This window comes from Citrobacter sp. B72 (assembly GCF_016894305.1).
Taxonomy (GTDB): Bacteria; Pseudomonadota; Gammaproteobacteria; order Enterobacterales; family Enterobacteriaceae; genus Citrobacter; species Citrobacter portucalensis.
Genome location: NZ_CP069801.1, coordinates 3172640 through 3187309 on the forward strand (window position 1 = coordinate 3172640; position 14670 = coordinate 3187309).

Annotated in this window: 16 protein-coding genes, 1 tRNA gene and 3 pseudogenes; 4 read left to right on the forward strand and 16 right to left on the reverse strand. The window is 50.1% G+C overall.

Annotated elements, in window-relative coordinates; genetic code table 11:
• The first annotated feature begins 93 nt into the window (after positions 1–93).
• The 3 genes from JQN59_RS15155 (at position 94) to JQN59_RS15165 (ending at position 1885) form a co-directional block, all read left to right on the forward strand.
• A complete protein-coding gene (locus tag JQN59_RS15155) occupies positions 94–954 on the forward strand; it encodes a pirin family protein (protein WP_003831674.1) in 861 nt (286 codons plus the stop codon).
• A 16-nt stretch (positions 955–970) separates the two neighbouring features.
• Positions 971–1648 (forward strand): isochorismatase family protein, encoded by a 678-nt coding sequence (locus tag JQN59_RS15160; RefSeq protein WP_003831673.1) that lies wholly within the window; start codon positions 971–973, stop codon positions 1646–1648.
• Between the two features lie 149 nt (positions 1649–1797).
• Positions 1798–1885, forward strand: a tRNA-Ser gene (locus JQN59_RS15165).
• A gap of 310 nt (positions 1886–2195) precedes the next feature.
• On the opposite strand, the gene JQN59_RS15170 is transcribed toward JQN59_RS15165, so the two are convergent.
• From JQN59_RS15170 to JQN59_RS15220, 11 genes and pseudogenes are all read right to left on the reverse strand, one after another.
• Positions 2196–3302 (reverse strand): PTS fructose transporter subunit IIC, encoded by a 1107-nt coding sequence (locus JQN59_RS15170; protein WP_149607859.1) that lies wholly within the window; start codon positions 3300–3302, stop codon positions 2196–2198.
• 43 nt (positions 3303–3345) lie between these two features.
• Positions 3346–3657 (reverse strand): PTS fructose transporter subunit IIB, encoded by a 312-nt coding sequence (locus JQN59_RS15175; RefSeq protein WP_103284954.1) that lies wholly within the window; start codon positions 3655–3657, stop codon positions 3346–3348.
• 55 nt (positions 3658–3712) lie between these two features.
• The gene (locus JQN59_RS15180) at positions 3713–4183 is read right to left on the reverse strand and encodes a PTS sugar transporter subunit IIA (RefSeq protein ID WP_063940633.1); all 471 of its coding nucleotides are present in this window, start codon (positions 4181–4183) and stop codon (positions 3713–3715) included.
• Positions 4184–4318: 135 nt separating this feature from the next.
• A pseudogene (locus tag JQN59_RS15185) lies at positions 4319–4771 on the reverse strand (allulose-6-phosphate 3-epimerase); the annotation flags it as partial.
• Positions 4772–4785: 14 nt separating this feature from the next.
• Positions 4786–5483, reverse strand: a protein-coding gene (locus JQN59_RS15190) for an IS1-like element IS1B family transposase (RefSeq protein ID WP_095033700.1) whose coding sequence is annotated in 2 segments (ribosomal slippage) — positions 4786–5234 and positions 5234–5483 — 699 coding nt in all. Because the reading frame shifts where the segments join, the coding sequence is not laid out codon by codon here.
• Between the two features lie 56 nt (positions 5484–5539).
• A pseudogene (locus JQN59_RS15195) lies at positions 5540–5620 on the reverse strand (allulose-6-phosphate 3-epimerase); the annotation flags it as partial.
• Positions 5621–5635: 15 nt separating this feature from the next.
• A protein-coding gene (locus tag JQN59_RS15200; RefSeq protein ID WP_095033700.1) for an IS1-like element IS1B family transposase occupies positions 5636–6333 on the reverse strand; the annotation gives its coding sequence in 2 pieces (ribosomal slippage) (positions 5636–6084 and positions 6084–6333; 699 coding nt in all).
• A 55-nt stretch (positions 6334–6388) separates the two neighbouring features.
• Positions 6389–6550 (reverse strand): annotated as a pseudogene (locus JQN59_RS15205) (allulose-6-phosphate 3-epimerase); the annotation flags it as partial.
• A gap of 22 nt (positions 6551–6572) precedes the next feature.
• Complete coding sequence (locus JQN59_RS15210) at positions 6573–7835, reverse strand: PTS ascorbate transporter subunit IIC (protein ID WP_204528086.1); 1263 nt, start codon at positions 7833–7835, stop codon at positions 6573–6575.
• A 31-nt stretch (positions 7836–7866) separates the two neighbouring features.
• Complete coding sequence (locus JQN59_RS15215) at positions 7867–8133, reverse strand: PTS sugar transporter subunit IIB (RefSeq protein ID WP_204528087.1); 267 nt, start codon at positions 8131–8133, stop codon at positions 7867–7869.
• A gap of 10 nt (positions 8134–8143) precedes the next feature.
• Entirely contained in the window at positions 8144–8584 is a 441-nt protein-coding gene (locus tag JQN59_RS15220; RefSeq protein WP_204528088.1) for a PTS sugar transporter subunit IIA, read from the reverse strand.
• 222 nt (positions 8585–8806) lie between these two features.
• On the opposite strand from JQN59_RS15220, the gene JQN59_RS15225 reads away from it, so the two are divergent.
• Positions 8807–9859, forward strand: coding sequence for a LacI family DNA-binding transcriptional regulator (locus tag JQN59_RS15225; RefSeq protein ID WP_136391671.1), 1053 nt, complete (start codon positions 8807–8809; stop codon positions 9857–9859).
• 90 nt (positions 9860–9949) lie between these two features.
• Here JQN59_RS15225 and rlmC read toward each other — a convergent pair whose 3' ends face one another.
• The 5 genes from rlmC to potG are packed head-to-tail and all read right to left on the reverse strand — an operon-like array spanning position 9950 to position 14605.
• Entirely contained in the window at positions 9950–11077 is a 1128-nt protein-coding gene (gene rlmC, locus JQN59_RS15230) for a 23S rRNA (uracil(747)-C(5))-methyltransferase RlmC (protein ID WP_103015122.1), read from the reverse strand.
• 41 nt (positions 11078–11118) lie between these two features.
• Complete coding sequence (locus JQN59_RS15235; RefSeq protein WP_003035378.1) at positions 11119–11607, reverse strand: YbjO family protein; 489 nt, start codon at positions 11605–11607, stop codon at positions 11119–11121.
• 59 nt (positions 11608–11666) lie between these two features.
• Positions 11667–12512, reverse strand: coding sequence for a putrescine ABC transporter permease PotI (potI, locus tag JQN59_RS15240; protein ID WP_008784246.1), 846 nt, complete (start codon positions 12510–12512; stop codon positions 11667–11669).
• On the reverse strand, positions 12509–13462 hold the full coding sequence (gene potH, locus JQN59_RS15245; protein WP_003831667.1) for a putrescine ABC transporter permease PotH: 954 nt from the start codon (positions 13460–13462) through the stop codon (positions 12509–12511). The genes potI and potH overlap by 4 nt, the downstream gene beginning before the upstream one ends.
• Positions 13463–13471: 9 nt before the next feature.
• Positions 13472–14605, reverse strand: coding sequence for a putrescine ABC transporter ATP-binding subunit PotG (gene potG / locus JQN59_RS15250; RefSeq protein WP_008784245.1), 1134 nt, complete (start codon positions 14603–14605; stop codon positions 13472–13474).
• Positions 14606–14670: the final 65 nt, after the last annotated feature.

The window sequence follows — 14670 nt, forward strand, 5'->3', positions numbered from 1 at the left end:
ATGAGACAGTGAGAACTATTTTAGCTACTACTCAGCTCGCTGTCATGAATATAAGCTTATTCACATCAAGATAACGCCACAGAGGAGACACATATGAAACAAGTAACAGGCGTCTACACCGCACCTCGCCCACACTGGGTTGGCGATGGATTTCCGGTTCGCTCGATGTTTTCTTACCAGTCTCATGCTGAGCAACTAAGTCCGTTCCTGCTGCTGGATTACGCCGGCCCACATACGTTTACGCCGGGTAACGAAAAACGCGGCGTAGGCGAACACCCTCACCGTGGTTTTGAGACGGTGACCATCGTTTACAGCGGCGAAGTTGAACACCGTGATTCAACCGGTCGCGGCGGCATTATCGGCCCCGGCGACGTGCAGTGGATGACCGCAGGAGCAGGAATATTACACGAAGAGTTCCATTCACCTGAATTTACCCGTCAGGGTGGCGAACTGGAAATGGTACAGCTGTGGGTCAATCTGCCAGCAAAAGACAAAATGGCCGTTCCGGGTTACCAGGGCATCAGCAGCGATGTGATCCCCACTGTCGCCCTGCCTGATGAAGCAGGGAGCGTTCGTGTGATTGCGGGCAGCTATCAGGATACAAAAGGCCCGGCACATACCTTCTCGCCGCTGAACGTCTGGGATATGCGTTTGCAACGTAATCATCAGCTCACGTTGTCCCAGCCGGAAGGATGGAGTACTGCCCTGGTGGTATTGAAAGGGAATATCACCGTAAACGGCACTACGTCTGCCAGCGAAGCGCAACTGGTGGTGCTGAGCCAGCAGGGGAAAACGCTGCATATTGAAGCCTCCAGCGACGCCAGCGTGCTGCTGCTTTCTGGAGAACCGTTGAACGAGCCGATTGTAGGTTACGGTCCGTTTGTAATGAACACGAAACAAGAAATCGCTGAAGCCGTACGCGATTTTAACTCCGGCCGCTTTGGCCAAATCTGAATCGAAGGAGAAGAATATGTCCAGTCCTGCAAACTTTAATGGTTCACGTCCGGTCATCGATGTGAATGATTCCGTCATGCTGCTTATCGATCATCAGAGCGGGCTGTTCCAGACCGTCGGTGACATGCCAATGCCAGAACTGCGTGCGCGTGCCGCCGCGCTGGCTAAAATGGCGACTCTGGCGAAGATGCCGGTGATTACCACGGCATCCGTACCGCAGGGACCTAACGGCCCGCTGATCCCTGAGATCCACGCCAATGCGCCGCATGCCCAATACGTGGCGCGTAAAGGCGAAATCAACGCCTGGGATAACGAAGATTTCGTGAAAGCGGTCAAAGCAACGGGTCGTAAAACGCTGATTATCGCCGGTACGATTACCAGCGTGTGCATGGCTTTCCCGGCTATCAGCGCGGTTGCGGAAGGCTATAAGGTTTTCGCTGTGATCGACGCTTCCGGCACTTACAGCAAAATGGCGCAGGAAATCACCCTGGCTCGTGTTGTTCAGGCTGGCGTCGTGCCGATGGATACCGCCGCAGTCGCTTCTGAAATTCAGGGCACTTGGAACCGTGAAGACGCCGCCGAATGGGCGGAAGTGTATACCAAAGTCTTCCCGGCTTATCAGTTGCTGATCGAAAGCTACAGCAAAGCTCAGGAAGTCGTGACCAGCGGCGAAAAACTGGACTCTCAGCGCTAATCCTTTCCTCCGCGCCTGCCTGGGCGGAGGAATATGTATATTGCGTAACCAAACGAGAGTTAACACGTAAATTCTGCTTGACCGTTTTAGCGCAACTCCCTATAGTAGCGCCCCGTTGCCCCCCAAGCGGTCAGGCAGCAATACAATATGGTGAGGTGTCCGAGTGGCTGAAGGAGCACGCCTGGAAAGTGTGTATACGGCAACGTATCGGGGGTTCGAATCCCCCCCTCACCGCCATATTTTAAGAAGAGCTCGTGCGAAAGTACGGGCTTTTTTTTCGCATGTTGCAGATCTGCGGGGGGATGAGAAGCCCCGACCGGGGTTCGACTACTGGCGCAGCCAGTTGGACAGACCGGGAGCGCAGCGAACGGGCTGCCCCGCAGGGGCGAGCAAAGCGAGTCAATCCCCCCCTCACCGCCATATTTTAAGAAGAGCTCGTACGCAAGTACGGGCTTTATTTTCGCATGTTGCACGCCAGTGGGGGATGTAAATCCCCCACTGTGTGATGAACGCTTTCAGATATACACGGAGTACTTTTATTACGTACTTAGCTTATTTTAATATCATCCCAATCGATATCTTCCTCTTCTTGATCATTATTTATAATTACATCCCGAGGAACATCTTTTTTGATAACGGCATAGACAGTAGCCGTGACAAATATATTAACTATCAATGCCATAATACCGGCCATTGGATGTGACATTGTAGGAATCATCAAAACACCACCAAAAGGTACTGTTGCATCTGCGCCATAAACCATGGTGATTGCACCACCACAAGCACCGCCGATTGCTGCAGCAGCAATACCACGAACGATATCATTCATAACTATGGGTATAGATCCTTCAACAATATTCACCACCCCCATAGGAACAGCCGATTTTAACATTTCGATTTCTTCGTTATTATAAATATTTTTGCGAAGAAGTTTGGCAATAAAGAATGCAAGCCCAAAACCGATAGGTGTTGCCGTGTTAACTAACTGCAGGGCCGTAATTGGTTCATTTATACCCTGCGCCTGGAGTGTTAAGACAAATGCAAAACACGTTTTATTTATCGGACCGCCAAAGTCAACGATACACAACGCTCCTATAACAGCACCTAATAGTAAATTAGATGAAGTTCCCATACTTCTCAGGAACGATGTAAGAGCGTCTGTAAAAATACCAATAGGCGTACCGATGATATAAACCATAATCAGGGCACTGAGAACGGATGCAAAAAATGGCACAACCAATGTGGGCATTAACCCCCTAGCCCAGTCAGGCACCTTCATATTTTTAATAATAACAAGAGCAATATACCCAGAAATGTAGCCGCCGATCATGCCACCAATGAAGCCCGCACCAATAGCATTAGCCGCCAGACCAACGACAAAACCAGGGGCTATACCGGGCTTACCTGCGATAGAACCGGAAATCCCGATAGCTATAACGACGGGTAATAGTCCAAGCGCCTTGGCCCCCATAGTAGCGAAGGCCTGCCACAGATCAAATTGACCCGGTACTAAAGTGTCCTGAACCGTCCCCCCAAGACCCATACCAATTGCAATAATAAATCCAGCACCACAAACAATGGGAATCAAGAATGAGATGGCAGTAAGCAGATGACCCTTAGGGTTTGCTGCTTTCCATACTTCTTTAATATTCATAAATTACGCCCTTTAATTTATATAGGATACGCATAGGTAAAAGTTATGAATTTACTAATTCACTGAGTTTTTCAATAAGCTTATTGGGAGATTTAACTGCCATTTCAGTTGGCACTCTGACTACTTTCTTTCCAGCGAACCTTTCTTCACCAGAAACCTTAACATCGGCGGCTAACAGTACAATGTCGGCTTGTATGATCTCATCAGCGGTTAAGGCATTCTCGATACCTATAGTGCCTTGTGTTTCAATTTTGACATTATGCCCTGCTTTTTTCGCAGCTATTTCAATTTTCTTTTGCGCAATATATGTATGTGCAATACCTACAGTACAGGCTGTAACGCCAACAATATTCATAACTATTCTCCAGGATTTAATTATTTGCTATGCTATGGCAGAGGTGTTGATTAAATTAAGCGTTAATGCCTTCATCTTCAGGGATCAAAAGTTCGATGATTTTCTGAGGATCATTTTCTTTCAGCAATTTTTCTATTATTTCTTCATCTGCTAATGAGCCAGAGACTTGTGATAGTAAACGGATATGAGTTGCATTTTGATCCACTAGACAAACAGCAAATAAAATAATACAACGAACATCACTACCATCCATTGTTTCCCAGGGTATTTGATGCTGGGTTCGTCCAATAGCCAATGCAGTACGGGCCACGCCTGAGGATTTCCCATGTGGGATCGCAACATGATTCTCGAACCCAGTGGAGCCTTGTTCCTCGCGTAGCCAGACATCTTTTAGAAAATCATTTTTACTGATGACAACTCCATCAAGCACTAATAAGTCGGTTAATTCTTCAATGGCTTCTTCTTTTGTTTTAGCCATCATATTTAGCTTAATGTTCTTTGCATTAAGCACATCCGAAATATTCATAACTCACCTTCATTAATATAATAGGGTTACAGCGCCCTCAACCGAATAAATCAAGAGCGAGAGTAAAGAGACAGATCGGTTAAATAGACTCTTTACCCTAAGTAATGGCTTAATACGGTTGAGTACGCTGTAATTTTAGGCAGCGACTTCGCGCTGATAGATATCGACCATTTTATCCCAGGCATCACTGACATTATCCGCCAGGGAGAACAGGCCCGAGGTTCCCACAATAAAGACGTCAACGCCGGACCGGGAGATCACATTAAAGGTTTTCTCGTTGCAGGATCCATCAATCTCGGTCAAGTAGTGGTAGCCTTTATTTTCACGCATCGCAATCAGTTCTTTGATTTTGGTGAGTGATTCCGGAATAAACTTCTGCCCTGCGTAGCCGGGGTCAACCGACATAACGGTCACTTTATCCAGCAGATGTGCGTACTCTTTAATAGCATCCGCTGGAGTTGCCGGATTCAACACCACGCCACACCGGCGACCAGCATCTTTAATCTGGTTCAGCAGGCGGAATATTTTGTTATTCGCCGTTTCCGGATGGAAACTGATAATATCGGCTCCCGCATCAATACACATTGGGTAATGACTCCAACTTATTGATAGTGTTTTATGTTCAGATAATGCCCGATGACTTTGTCATGCAGCTCCACCGATTTTGAGAACGACAGCGACTTCCGTCCCAGCCGTGCCAGGTGCTGCCTCAGATTCAGGTTATGCCGCTCAATTCGCTGCGTATATCGCTTGCTGATTACGTGCAGCTTTCCCTTCAGGCGGGATTCATACAGCGGCCAGCCATCCGTCATCCATATCACCACGTCAAAGGGTGACAGCAGGCTCATAAGACGCCCCAGCGTCGCCATAGTGCGTTCACCGAATACGTGCGCAACAACCGTCTTCCGGAGCCTGTCATACGCGTAAAACAGCCAGCGCTGGCGCGATTTAGCCCCGACGTATCCCCACTGTTCGTCCATTTCCGCGCAGACGATGACGTCACTGCCCGGCTGTATGCGCGAGGTTACCGACTGCGGCCTGAGTTTTTTAAATGGCGGAAAATCGTGTTGAGGCCAACGCCCATAATGCGGGCGGTTGCCCGGCATCCAACGCCATTCATGGCCATATCAATGATTTTCTGGTGCGTACCGGGTTGAGAAGCGGTGTAAGTGAACTGCAGTTGCCATGTTTTACGGCAGTGAGAGCAGAGATAGCGCTGATGTCCGGCGGTGCTTTTGCCGTTACGCACCACCCCGTCAGTAGCTGAACAGGAGGGACAGCTGATAGAAACAGAAGCCACTGGAGCACCTCAAAAACACCATCATACACTAAATCAGTAAGTTGGCAGCATCACCTACACATTGGAATAATATCTTCCGGGTGATTCACCATCAAATGCACATCAATTGGTACATCGGTAATTTTCTTCAGGTTTTCGGTAATGACTCCAACTTATTGATAGTGTTTTATGTTCAGATAATGCCCGATGACTTTGTCATGCAGCTCCACCGATTTTGAGAACGACAGCGACTTCCGTCCCAGCCGTGCCAGGTGCTGCCTCAGATTCAGGTTATGCCGCTCAATTCGCTGCGTATATCGCTTGCTGATTACGTGCAGCTTTCCCTTCAGGCGGGATTCATACAGCGGCCAGCCATCCGTCATCCATATCACCACGTCAAAGGGTGACAGCAGGCTCATAAGACGCCCCAGCGTCGCCATAGTGCGTTCACCGAATACGTGCGCAACAACCGTCTTCCGGAGCCTGTCATACGCGTAAAACAGCCAGCGCTGGCGCGATTTAGCCCCGACGTATCCCCACTGTTCGTCCATTTCCGCGCAGACGATGACGTCACTGCCCGGCTGTATGCGCGAGGTTACCGACTGCGGCCTGAGTTTTTTAAATGGCGGAAAATCGTGTTGAGGCCAACGCCCATAATGCGGGCGGTTGCCCGGCATCCAACGCCATTCATGGCCATATCAATGATTTTCTGGTGCGTACCGGGTTGAGAAGCGGTGTAAGTGAACTGCAGTTGCCATGTTTTACGGCAGTGAGAGCAGAGATAGCGCTGATGTCCGGCGGTGCTTTTGCCGTTACGCACCACCCCGTCAGTAGCTGAACAGGAGGGACAGCTGATAGAAACAGAAGCCACTGGAGCACCTCAAAAACACCATCATACACTAAATCAGTAAGTTGGCAGCATCACCCAGGTTTTCGATAAAGAATGGTGACAGCGTAATGTTCTTCACATAGCTACCGTCCATAATATCGACGTGATAAAAATCAGCTCGGCCGTTCATTGCCGTAATTTGTTCTCTGAACCGCGTTAAATCCATACACATTAACGACGGCGAAAATTTAGCTGCCATACCTTACCTCCATAAGAATCAACTAGTTAAATAATGAAACGACATGCCCAAGTATGATGCCAACAACGCCGAAGTCCGCATCACCAAAGGTGGTGGATGCAAAACCAAGGTCGCCCATTAGAGGCAGCAAGATTGCAGGCAAAAACGAAATCAGCAGACCGTGAGCGAAGGCCCCCACCACCGCACCTCGGCGACCGCCGCAGATGTTGCCGTAGACGCCCGCCGTCGCGCCGCAGAAGAAGTGCGGTACCAAACCCGGAACAATGACGCTTAAATCAAACAGAGGGCATAGGAACATGCTCACCAGACCCGCGGCAAAACTTGATAGAAAACCGACGATTACGGCATTCGGGGCGAACGGAAAGACGGTTGGGCAGTCGAGCGCCGGTTTGGCGTCTTTCACCAACTTGTCGGCGATACCTTTAAAGGCTGGAACAATTTCGGCAATAATCATGCGTACACCCGCAAGGATGATCCACACGCCTGCCGCAAAGGTCAGCGACTGGATAACGGCGAAGATGATAAAGTTCTGACCACCACTGACGCTGCTCTCAACAAATTCCTTACCTGCAACCAGCGCCAGAATTACAAACAGGATCATCATCGTCAGAGAGATAGCAACCGAGGAGTCCCGCAGGAAATTCAGTGATTTCGGTACCTGCATTTCTTCAATTGACGGGCTACCTTTACCGACCGCTTTTCCCACCAGCGCCGACAGCAGATAGCCAGTTGAACCAAAATGACCTAGTGCCAGATCATCAGTACCGGTTATTTTGCGAGTGAACGGCTGCAGAATGGCCGGAGAGACCACCATCATGATGCCGAGGATCACCGCCCCGACCAGTATCACCCAAAATGGTGACAGGCCGCCGACGGAGAGAATGACAGCCAGCATCGCCGCCATATACAGCGTGTGGTGCCCCGTCAGAAAGATGTATTTCAGCGGTGTAATGCGGGCAAGAACAATGTTAAACAGCATCCCCAGCACCATGATCATTGCCGTCGCGGTACCGTAGTTTTTCTGCGCCAACGCCGCCATGGCGTCAGTATTTGGCACAACACCCTGAATATGGAATGAGTACTCAAACAACTGGCTAAACGTTGTTAACGTAGTGGCAACAATCGCCGCACCGGATGTTAGTATTACAAAACCCATTATAGTTTTAAGAGTTCCGGAAATAACCTCGGAGACTGCTTTTTTTTGCAATAATAAACCGATCATGGAAAACAGACCGACCAGTATTGCTGGTGTACCCAATACATCATGAATAATAAACTGCAGCATAGAATGACTCCGTAGGGCCGCAAAAAATTAGTCAGAGATTCTCGGAAAGAATTTCTTTGATTTTATTGTTATCCAGTAAATTAGATAAGCCAAAGACCTGTGCAGCATGGCTGGATAGATGTTCAGCAATATCTTTAGCACTAAGAATAATATCTGCAGTTTCACTTTTTGCCGACGCCAGATCAGTATGAGAAACAATTGCTTCTTTATTTAGCTCTTTAATAATTTTTTTCACGTTCATTTCAACGATAAAACTGCTGCCTAAACCGTTACCACACACAATCAGAATTTTTTTCATCTTTACCTCACTATCCGTTGATAACGGATTGAATTTTCTCCAATGAGGATGCTTTTAACAATGCTGAAAGTCTTTCATCATCGCTAAAAATATCCGCAAGGGATGTGATCATATTAATGTGTTCATCTCCCGAAATCGCACATAACATAATCACCACATAAATAGGATCATTGTCTTCCGAGTCAAAAGAAATGCCTTGTTTAATATGCAAAAGCGATAAGCCATTTTTAATCCCACCCTGTTCCGGACGAGCATGGGGCATCGCCAGACCAGGTGCTAAAATATAATAAGGACCGAGTTCCTGATGGCTATTTAAAATGGCTTTAATATAAGCCTGAGTTATCGACTCTTTATCCAATAAAGGTTGTGCCGCTAACGTAATGGCCTGTTTCCAGTCACAGACTGAATCCACAATTTGGATATTTTCCGTAGGTAACCAGGTCGTAATCATAAATACCCCGATAGCGTTGAAATTGAGCCTACTATAGAGGAATGCCTTCACGCCTTACCGTGATCTTCCTCGCAAAGTTAGCGCTAACACGATGGTGATGTTAAAATTCTTGTTACCGCTAACTTCATTAACCATACTTATTATTACTTTGCAGTTGGGCAATGCGCAAAACGCTAAACATCATTTACAATAGGAGCCCAGACAGGCTAAAGGAGGACATCAGTGCAGACGTTACAAGCGGACGATAGCGCGCGAGAAAAACGCAGGAAAAACACTGGCAAAATTACGCTCGCCGAAGTGGCAAAACTTGTCGGCGTTAGCACGATGACCGTGTCGCGCGCATTACGTATGCCTGAAAAAGTGAATCCTGAACTACGCACCCGCATCGAAGCAGCGGTGAACGAGTTGGGCTATGTGCCAAACCTGCAGGCCCGCAGCCTCGCCTCTGCTGACTCCAGTCTCGTAATGGGTGTGGTGCCTTCTTTTTCCTCCCCTGGATTTCTTGCCGTCTCCGAAACGCTACAGACGGTGATCGCGACCCAGGGCTACAGCATGATGTTTATCGAGTCCGGCCAGGGTGGACAAAGCGAAGAAAAAGCCTTTGCACAAATGCTCGCCTATAATCCGGCGGCGATTGTTCAGTTCAATATTGATAACATCAGCAGTTGTTCGCAGATGATAAGTAATACCGGCGTGCCGGTGGTTGAGATTGGTGCTATTAATCGCGATGCTAGCTGGGTCAGTATCGGCGTTGACTACGCTGCGGCCATTAAAAAGCTGGTCACCTCCCTTGCGCAGAGCGGATATAAAAATATCGGCTTGCTCTGCACCGCCTCCAATAACATTATGTTTCGCCAGGTGCTGAGCGGCTGGAACAGCGCCATGCTCTCGGTTAACCACTCCCCACATCGCGTGGTGACCTCTCACCTACCAGCAGGCATAACGACCGGTTTAAACCTGCTGGGAGATATTCGTATCACCTGGCCAGAGCTGGATGCGCTGATTTGTACATCTGATGAAATTGCCTGCGGCTGCATTATGGCCTGCCATGGTGCAGGACAAAAAGTGCCCAACTCCCTGGCATTGGCAAGCTTGAGTGGTGGTACTCTTGCCGCAGTTTGCTCACCTTCTCTGACTGCTGTCGAGTTCCCGTGGAGTGAAACAGGAACTCGCGCAGGAAAAACGTTACTTGATCTCCTTGCTGGCAATTCGACGGATAAATTCATTGAATTACCATCAACGTTACAAGTTCGCGCGAGCACCAGAAAAATGTAATGCGTTAATATATTTATTGATTTGTCATCCTGCCTACAGCCCTGCATATCTCTGTAGGCCTGATAAGCGAAGCGCCATCAGGCATGGCAGTTATTGTCGGCTGAGTAGCGTTAGCACTTCATAGTGCGCGGTGTGTGGGAACATATCGAAAAGTTGGACGCGTTCAATGCGATACCCGGGCAACTCACGAATATCCTTCGCCATGGTTTGCGCATTACAGCTGGAATAAACAATAAAACGCGGTGCCATGCGGGAAAGAAAATCGCACAACGGTTTTCCAATCCCGCGACGCGGCGGATTCACCAGCACCAGGTCAGGTACTTCGCCCTGAGCGGTAGCAAACTGGGTTGAATCCAGCGCCTGAAAATGCAGATTCTGCAACCCAAGCTCCTGCGCTGACTGCTTCGCGCAGGTAATCGCCTCTGGCGCGATTTCAATCCCTGTCAGTTTCATTTGCGGTGTAGCACAGTGCAGACCAAAGCCCCCTACGCCGCAAAACAGATCCCACATATGATTAACCGGAAGCTGACGCACCCAGTCACGCGCCGTGGCATATAACTGCCCCGCCACTACCGGATTGGTCTGGAAGAAGCTCTGCGGGCGGATCCACAACGGCACATCGTTAAAGCGTTCCGCCAGCGCCTGTTGTTCCGTCAGGAAGATTTCTGTCTCCCCTTCCATAATCGCCATATGCACCGGCTGAATATTGGCAGTGATCACTTTTAACTGTGGGAGTTGTGCCTGCAACCAGGGTAGCGCCGCGCGCAGCTGTGCCAGTTTTGCGTCAGAACGCAGGACAAAACGCAGCATCATACCGCCGTCGTATCGGCTTTCCGTTAACAGCAGATATTTCAGCTCCCCACGTTTGCGCGCCACGTTATAGGGCGTCAGCCCCGCCCGAGCGATAAACGGCTTAAGCGCGGCAAATACGGGTGCAAAAGACTCAGGATAGAGCGGACAGTCGCACAAGTCCTCAGGCGTACCGTCACGATGCAGCATTCCCAGCAGCGGTTTTTCCACGCTGCCGCTGACTACCATTTTGGCTTTATTACGAAACGCGCTTTCCGGACCACTGACCGGCGCGCACCATTCTCCGACCGGATACTCGGCCAGCAGATTCTGCAGATCGGCTGTTTTTTCGAAGAGTTGATCGGCGACAGGCTGTGTTATCCACTGACAGGAGCGACAGCGTTCGGCGTCATATAGTGCGCACTGCATACAAAGACCTACAAATTAACCGGGGGCCAAGATTATACACGTTATTGCAAACGGAAGAACCGCCTGCTGGACGCAGGAACAAACAGCAGCAGCAATACCAGCATATCCGGTAGTTTTTGCATCACCAGCGTATGCAGGATTTCGCGTCTGGACTCCCCCGCAATGCTGAACAGTTCTGGATATCCGTAGCCCAACGAAGCAGCCCACAGATAGACGCTGGCGATAATCTGGGTCAACAGATAGATCCAGCGTGCCCAGTTCCGTCCTTTTACCAGCGAAAATGCGCAGTAAATTTCGATAAATAGCAGCACCAGACTGCCCAGAAACACCAGCGTCAAATTCCAGGTCTGCACACTGCGATGAATAAACTCACTGGTTCCACGAAACCCAAGCGTATTAAAAATCATCAACAGATCGAGACAGCGGATCATGATAATAGCCAGCGCCGCCACCTGCACCAAAGCAGGGACGTTTAAGCGAGCATGTGATGTGGATGATTTCTTAAAAAATCCCAACGCGTCGTCTTCCATGAAAACGGCGCAGCCACCACAGCTGCGCCGTATAGACAGGTTGGCAGATTTTAGTTTTTTCAGCCGCGTCTTGCACGTTGGATATCGCGGATCCGTTGTTTTTCTGTTCGCGCCATCAGATACCACGCGATAAATCCGATAATTCCTACCACACCAAGGATCAGCGTTGCCAGGGCGTTGATCTCCGGGTTCACCCCCATACGTACGCTGGAGAACACCAACATCGGTAACGTTGTGGCGCCAGGACCAGAGACAAAGCTGGCAATAACCAGATCATCGAGTGACAGCGTAAAGGCTAATAACCAACCGGAAATCACGGCCGGCATAATCATCGGCAGGGTGATGACGAAAAAGACCTTCAGCGGCGTGGCGCCGAGATCCATCGCCGCTTCCTCAATGGAGTGATCCAGTTCGCGCAAACGTGAAGAAATCACCACCGCCACATATGCCGTACAGAAAGTGACGTGCGCCAGCCATATGGTCAACATACCGCGATCCGCTGGCCAGCCGATGGCGTGAGCCAACGCTACAAACAGCAGCAGCAGCGACAAACCGGTAATGACATCTGGCATAACCAGCGGCGCGGTGATCATAAAAGCGAAACCATTCGAACCACGAAAACGACCAAAGCGCACCATTACCACGGCGGCGATGGTGCCAAGGATTGCCGCCATCGTCGCAGCACCCGCAGCAATCGTTAAACTCATGCCGACGGCGCTTATCATCGCGCTATCGTGAAAAAGCTCGCCATACCAACGTGTTGACCACCCCGCCCAGACCGTCACCAGTTTCGAGCTGTTAAACGAATAGATAACCAACATCAGCATCGGCGCGTACAGGAAGGTAAAGCCCACTACCAGGATAAAAATACGCCACGGCGAGCGAACGACCGGTAAGTTATTCATCCGTGTTCCCCCACGCTTTTTTGCTGATATTTGTGGAACCACATGATCGGCACAATCAGTAGCAGCAGCATAATAATGGCGACAGCAGAAGCCACCGGCCAGTCGCGGTTATTGAAAAATTCCTGCCACAGCACGCGACCAATCATGATGCTATCCGGGCCACCCAACAGTTCCGGGATCACAAACTCGCCAACAGCCGGAATAAATACCAGCATTGACCCGGCGATAATCCCACCCTTGGTCAACGGCACAATCACGCTAAAGAAGGTCTTAAGCGGCCGGGCACCTAAATCCAGCGCCGCTTCCACCAGCGAGTAATCGATACGGGTCAGCGCGGTATAAATCGGCAGCACCATAAAGGGCAAATAGGCGTAAACAATACCGATGTAGACCGCCAGATTGGTGTGCAAAATCGTCAACGGTTGGTCGATGACGCCCAACCACATCAGGAAGTTGTTCAGCACGCCGTTGTTTTTTAGGATCCCCATCCAGGCATATACGCGAATTAAAAACGAGGTCCAGGACGGCAGGATCACCAGCAACAGCAGAATATTACGCGTTGAGGGTTTACTGTGCGCGACGGCCCATGCCAGCGGGTATCCCAGCAGCAGGCAACAGATTGTCGAAATTCCCGCCACCTGTAACGATTGCAGGTAGGCATCGAAATAGAGCGGATCGTCCGTTAACTGCAGGAAGTTGGCTAAGTTGAGCGTGATGGATAGCTGATCGTCAGCCCATGAAACGAGGTCCGTATAGGGAGGAATAGCGCGCGCCATTTCAGCCAAACTGATTTTGAAGACGATCAGAAAAGGCAGCAGAAACAGGAGCAGCAGCCACACATACGGCAGCGCGATCACCAGCTTGCGCCCGTGCTTCATTTGCAGCCGCGACATAAACAGCGTGAATCGCCCTGCTTTATCCACGCGTGCCGGAGGTTCAAGTGTACTCATCTTCGCTCCTTAAACCGTCAACACCACACAGCTGTCCGCATCCCAACATAAACGGACTTCGTCACCCCAGGTTGGTAATCCCTTGCGATAACGATGCTCATTTTGTAGCTGGGCGCTCAACATCTGGCCGCTTTTCAAACGTACGTGGTACACCGACAAATCGCCCAAATAGGCAATGTGTACCACTTCGCCTACCGCGAAGTTATAACCCTCTGGCGGAGGGGCTTCGCAGAGCATGATTTTCTCCGGGCGCAGCGCAACGTATACCGGGACGTTATCGACAATAGACGCATCGGCGTCCACTTTCAGCGGATGCACCAGTCCAGGAGACTCAATCACCAGACCATCTTCCTGGCGTTCTTTTAGCAGTCCCTCAAAAACGTTTACCGAACCGATAAACTCTGCGCTGTAGCGCGTAGTCGGATGCTCGTAGATCTCTTCCGGCTCGCCGATCTGGACAAATTTGCCACGGTTCATGATCGCGATACGGCCCGCCATCGTCATGGCTTCTTCCTGATCGTGTGTCACCATCACGCAGGTAACCCCGACGCGTTCAAGGATATCCACCACTTCCAGTTGCATGCGGTCTCGGAGTTTTTTATCCAGCGCTCCCATCGGCTCATCCAGCAGCAGCAGTTTTGGCCGTTTCGCCAGACTACGCGCCAGTGCCACACGCTGACGCTGACCGCCGGAAAGCTGGTGCGGTTTGCGTTTGGCGAACTCCTGCATATGCACGAGTCCCAGCATCTCATTCACCCGACTGGCGATTTCAGCCTTCGGCAGCTTGTCCTGCTTGAGGCCAAAGGCAATGTTCTGCTCCACCGTCATGTGCGGAAACAGGGCATAGGACTGAAACATCATATTAATCGGACGCAGATAAGGCGGGACATGCGCTAAATCGACGCCATCCAGCATGATTTGCCCGGTAGTCGGCAGTTCAAATCCCGCCAGCATCCGTAGCAGAGTCGATTTGCCACAGCCGGACGCGCCGAGCAGAGCAAATATTTCACCTTTGTAGATAGTAAGATTGACGTCATCAACGGCGTGCTGACCGTCAAATGACTTGGTCAGATTGCGAATTTCAAGCAGCGGGGTCAGCGCCTTGCGGATTTTCGCTTGTGGGCGTGGGGTTGCATCATTCACTCAGGTGCTCTCCGGCATAAAACAAAGAAACGGTGCAAATAACGCACCATAACGGTGCGTATTGC

What these genes read in the sequence shown, in the direction of transcription:
- JQN59_RS15155 (WP_003831674.1), top strand. Translation starts at nt 94, where the DNA reads ATGAAACAAGTAACAGGCGTCTACACCGCACCTCGCCCACACTGGGTT.
- JQN59_RS15160 (WP_003831673.1), top strand. Translation starts at nt 971, where the DNA reads ATGTCCAGTCCTGCAAACTTTAATGGTTCACGTCCGGTCATCGATGTG.
- JQN59_RS15170 (WP_149607859.1), bottom strand. Translation starts at nt 3,302, where the DNA reads ATGAATATTAAAGAAGTATGGAAAGCAGCAAACCCTAAGGGTCATCTG.
- JQN59_RS15175 (WP_103284954.1), bottom strand. Translation starts at nt 3,657, where the DNA reads ATGAATATTGTTGGCGTTACAGCCTGTACTGTAGGTATTGCACATACA.
- JQN59_RS15180 (WP_063940633.1), bottom strand. Translation starts at nt 4,183, where the DNA reads ATGAATATTTCGGATGTGCTTAATGCAAAGAACATTAAGCTAAATATG.
- JQN59_RS15210 (WP_204528086.1), bottom strand. Translation starts at nt 7,835, where the DNA reads ATGCTGCAGTTTATTATTCATGATGTATTGGGTACACCAGCAATACTG.
- JQN59_RS15215 (WP_204528087.1), bottom strand. Translation starts at nt 8,133, where the DNA reads ATGAAAAAAATTCTGATTGTGTGTGGTAACGGTTTAGGCAGCAGTTTT.
- JQN59_RS15220 (WP_204528088.1), bottom strand. Translation starts at nt 8,584, where the DNA reads ATGATTACGACCTGGTTACCTACGGAAAATATCCAAATTGTGGATTCA.
- rlmC (WP_103015122.1), bottom strand. Translation starts at nt 11,077, where the DNA reads ATGCAGTGCGCACTATATGACGCCGAACGCTGTCGCTCCTGTCAGTGG.
- JQN59_RS15235 (WP_003035378.1), bottom strand. Translation starts at nt 11,607, where the DNA reads ATGGAAGACGACGCGTTGGGATTTTTTAAGAAATCATCCACATCACAT.
- potI (WP_008784246.1), bottom strand. Translation starts at nt 12,512, where the DNA reads ATGAATAACTTACCGGTCGTTCGCTCGCCGTGGCGTATTTTTATCCTG.
- potH (WP_003831667.1), bottom strand. Translation starts at nt 13,462, where the DNA reads ATGAGTACACTTGAACCTCCGGCACGCGTGGATAAAGCAGGGCGATTC.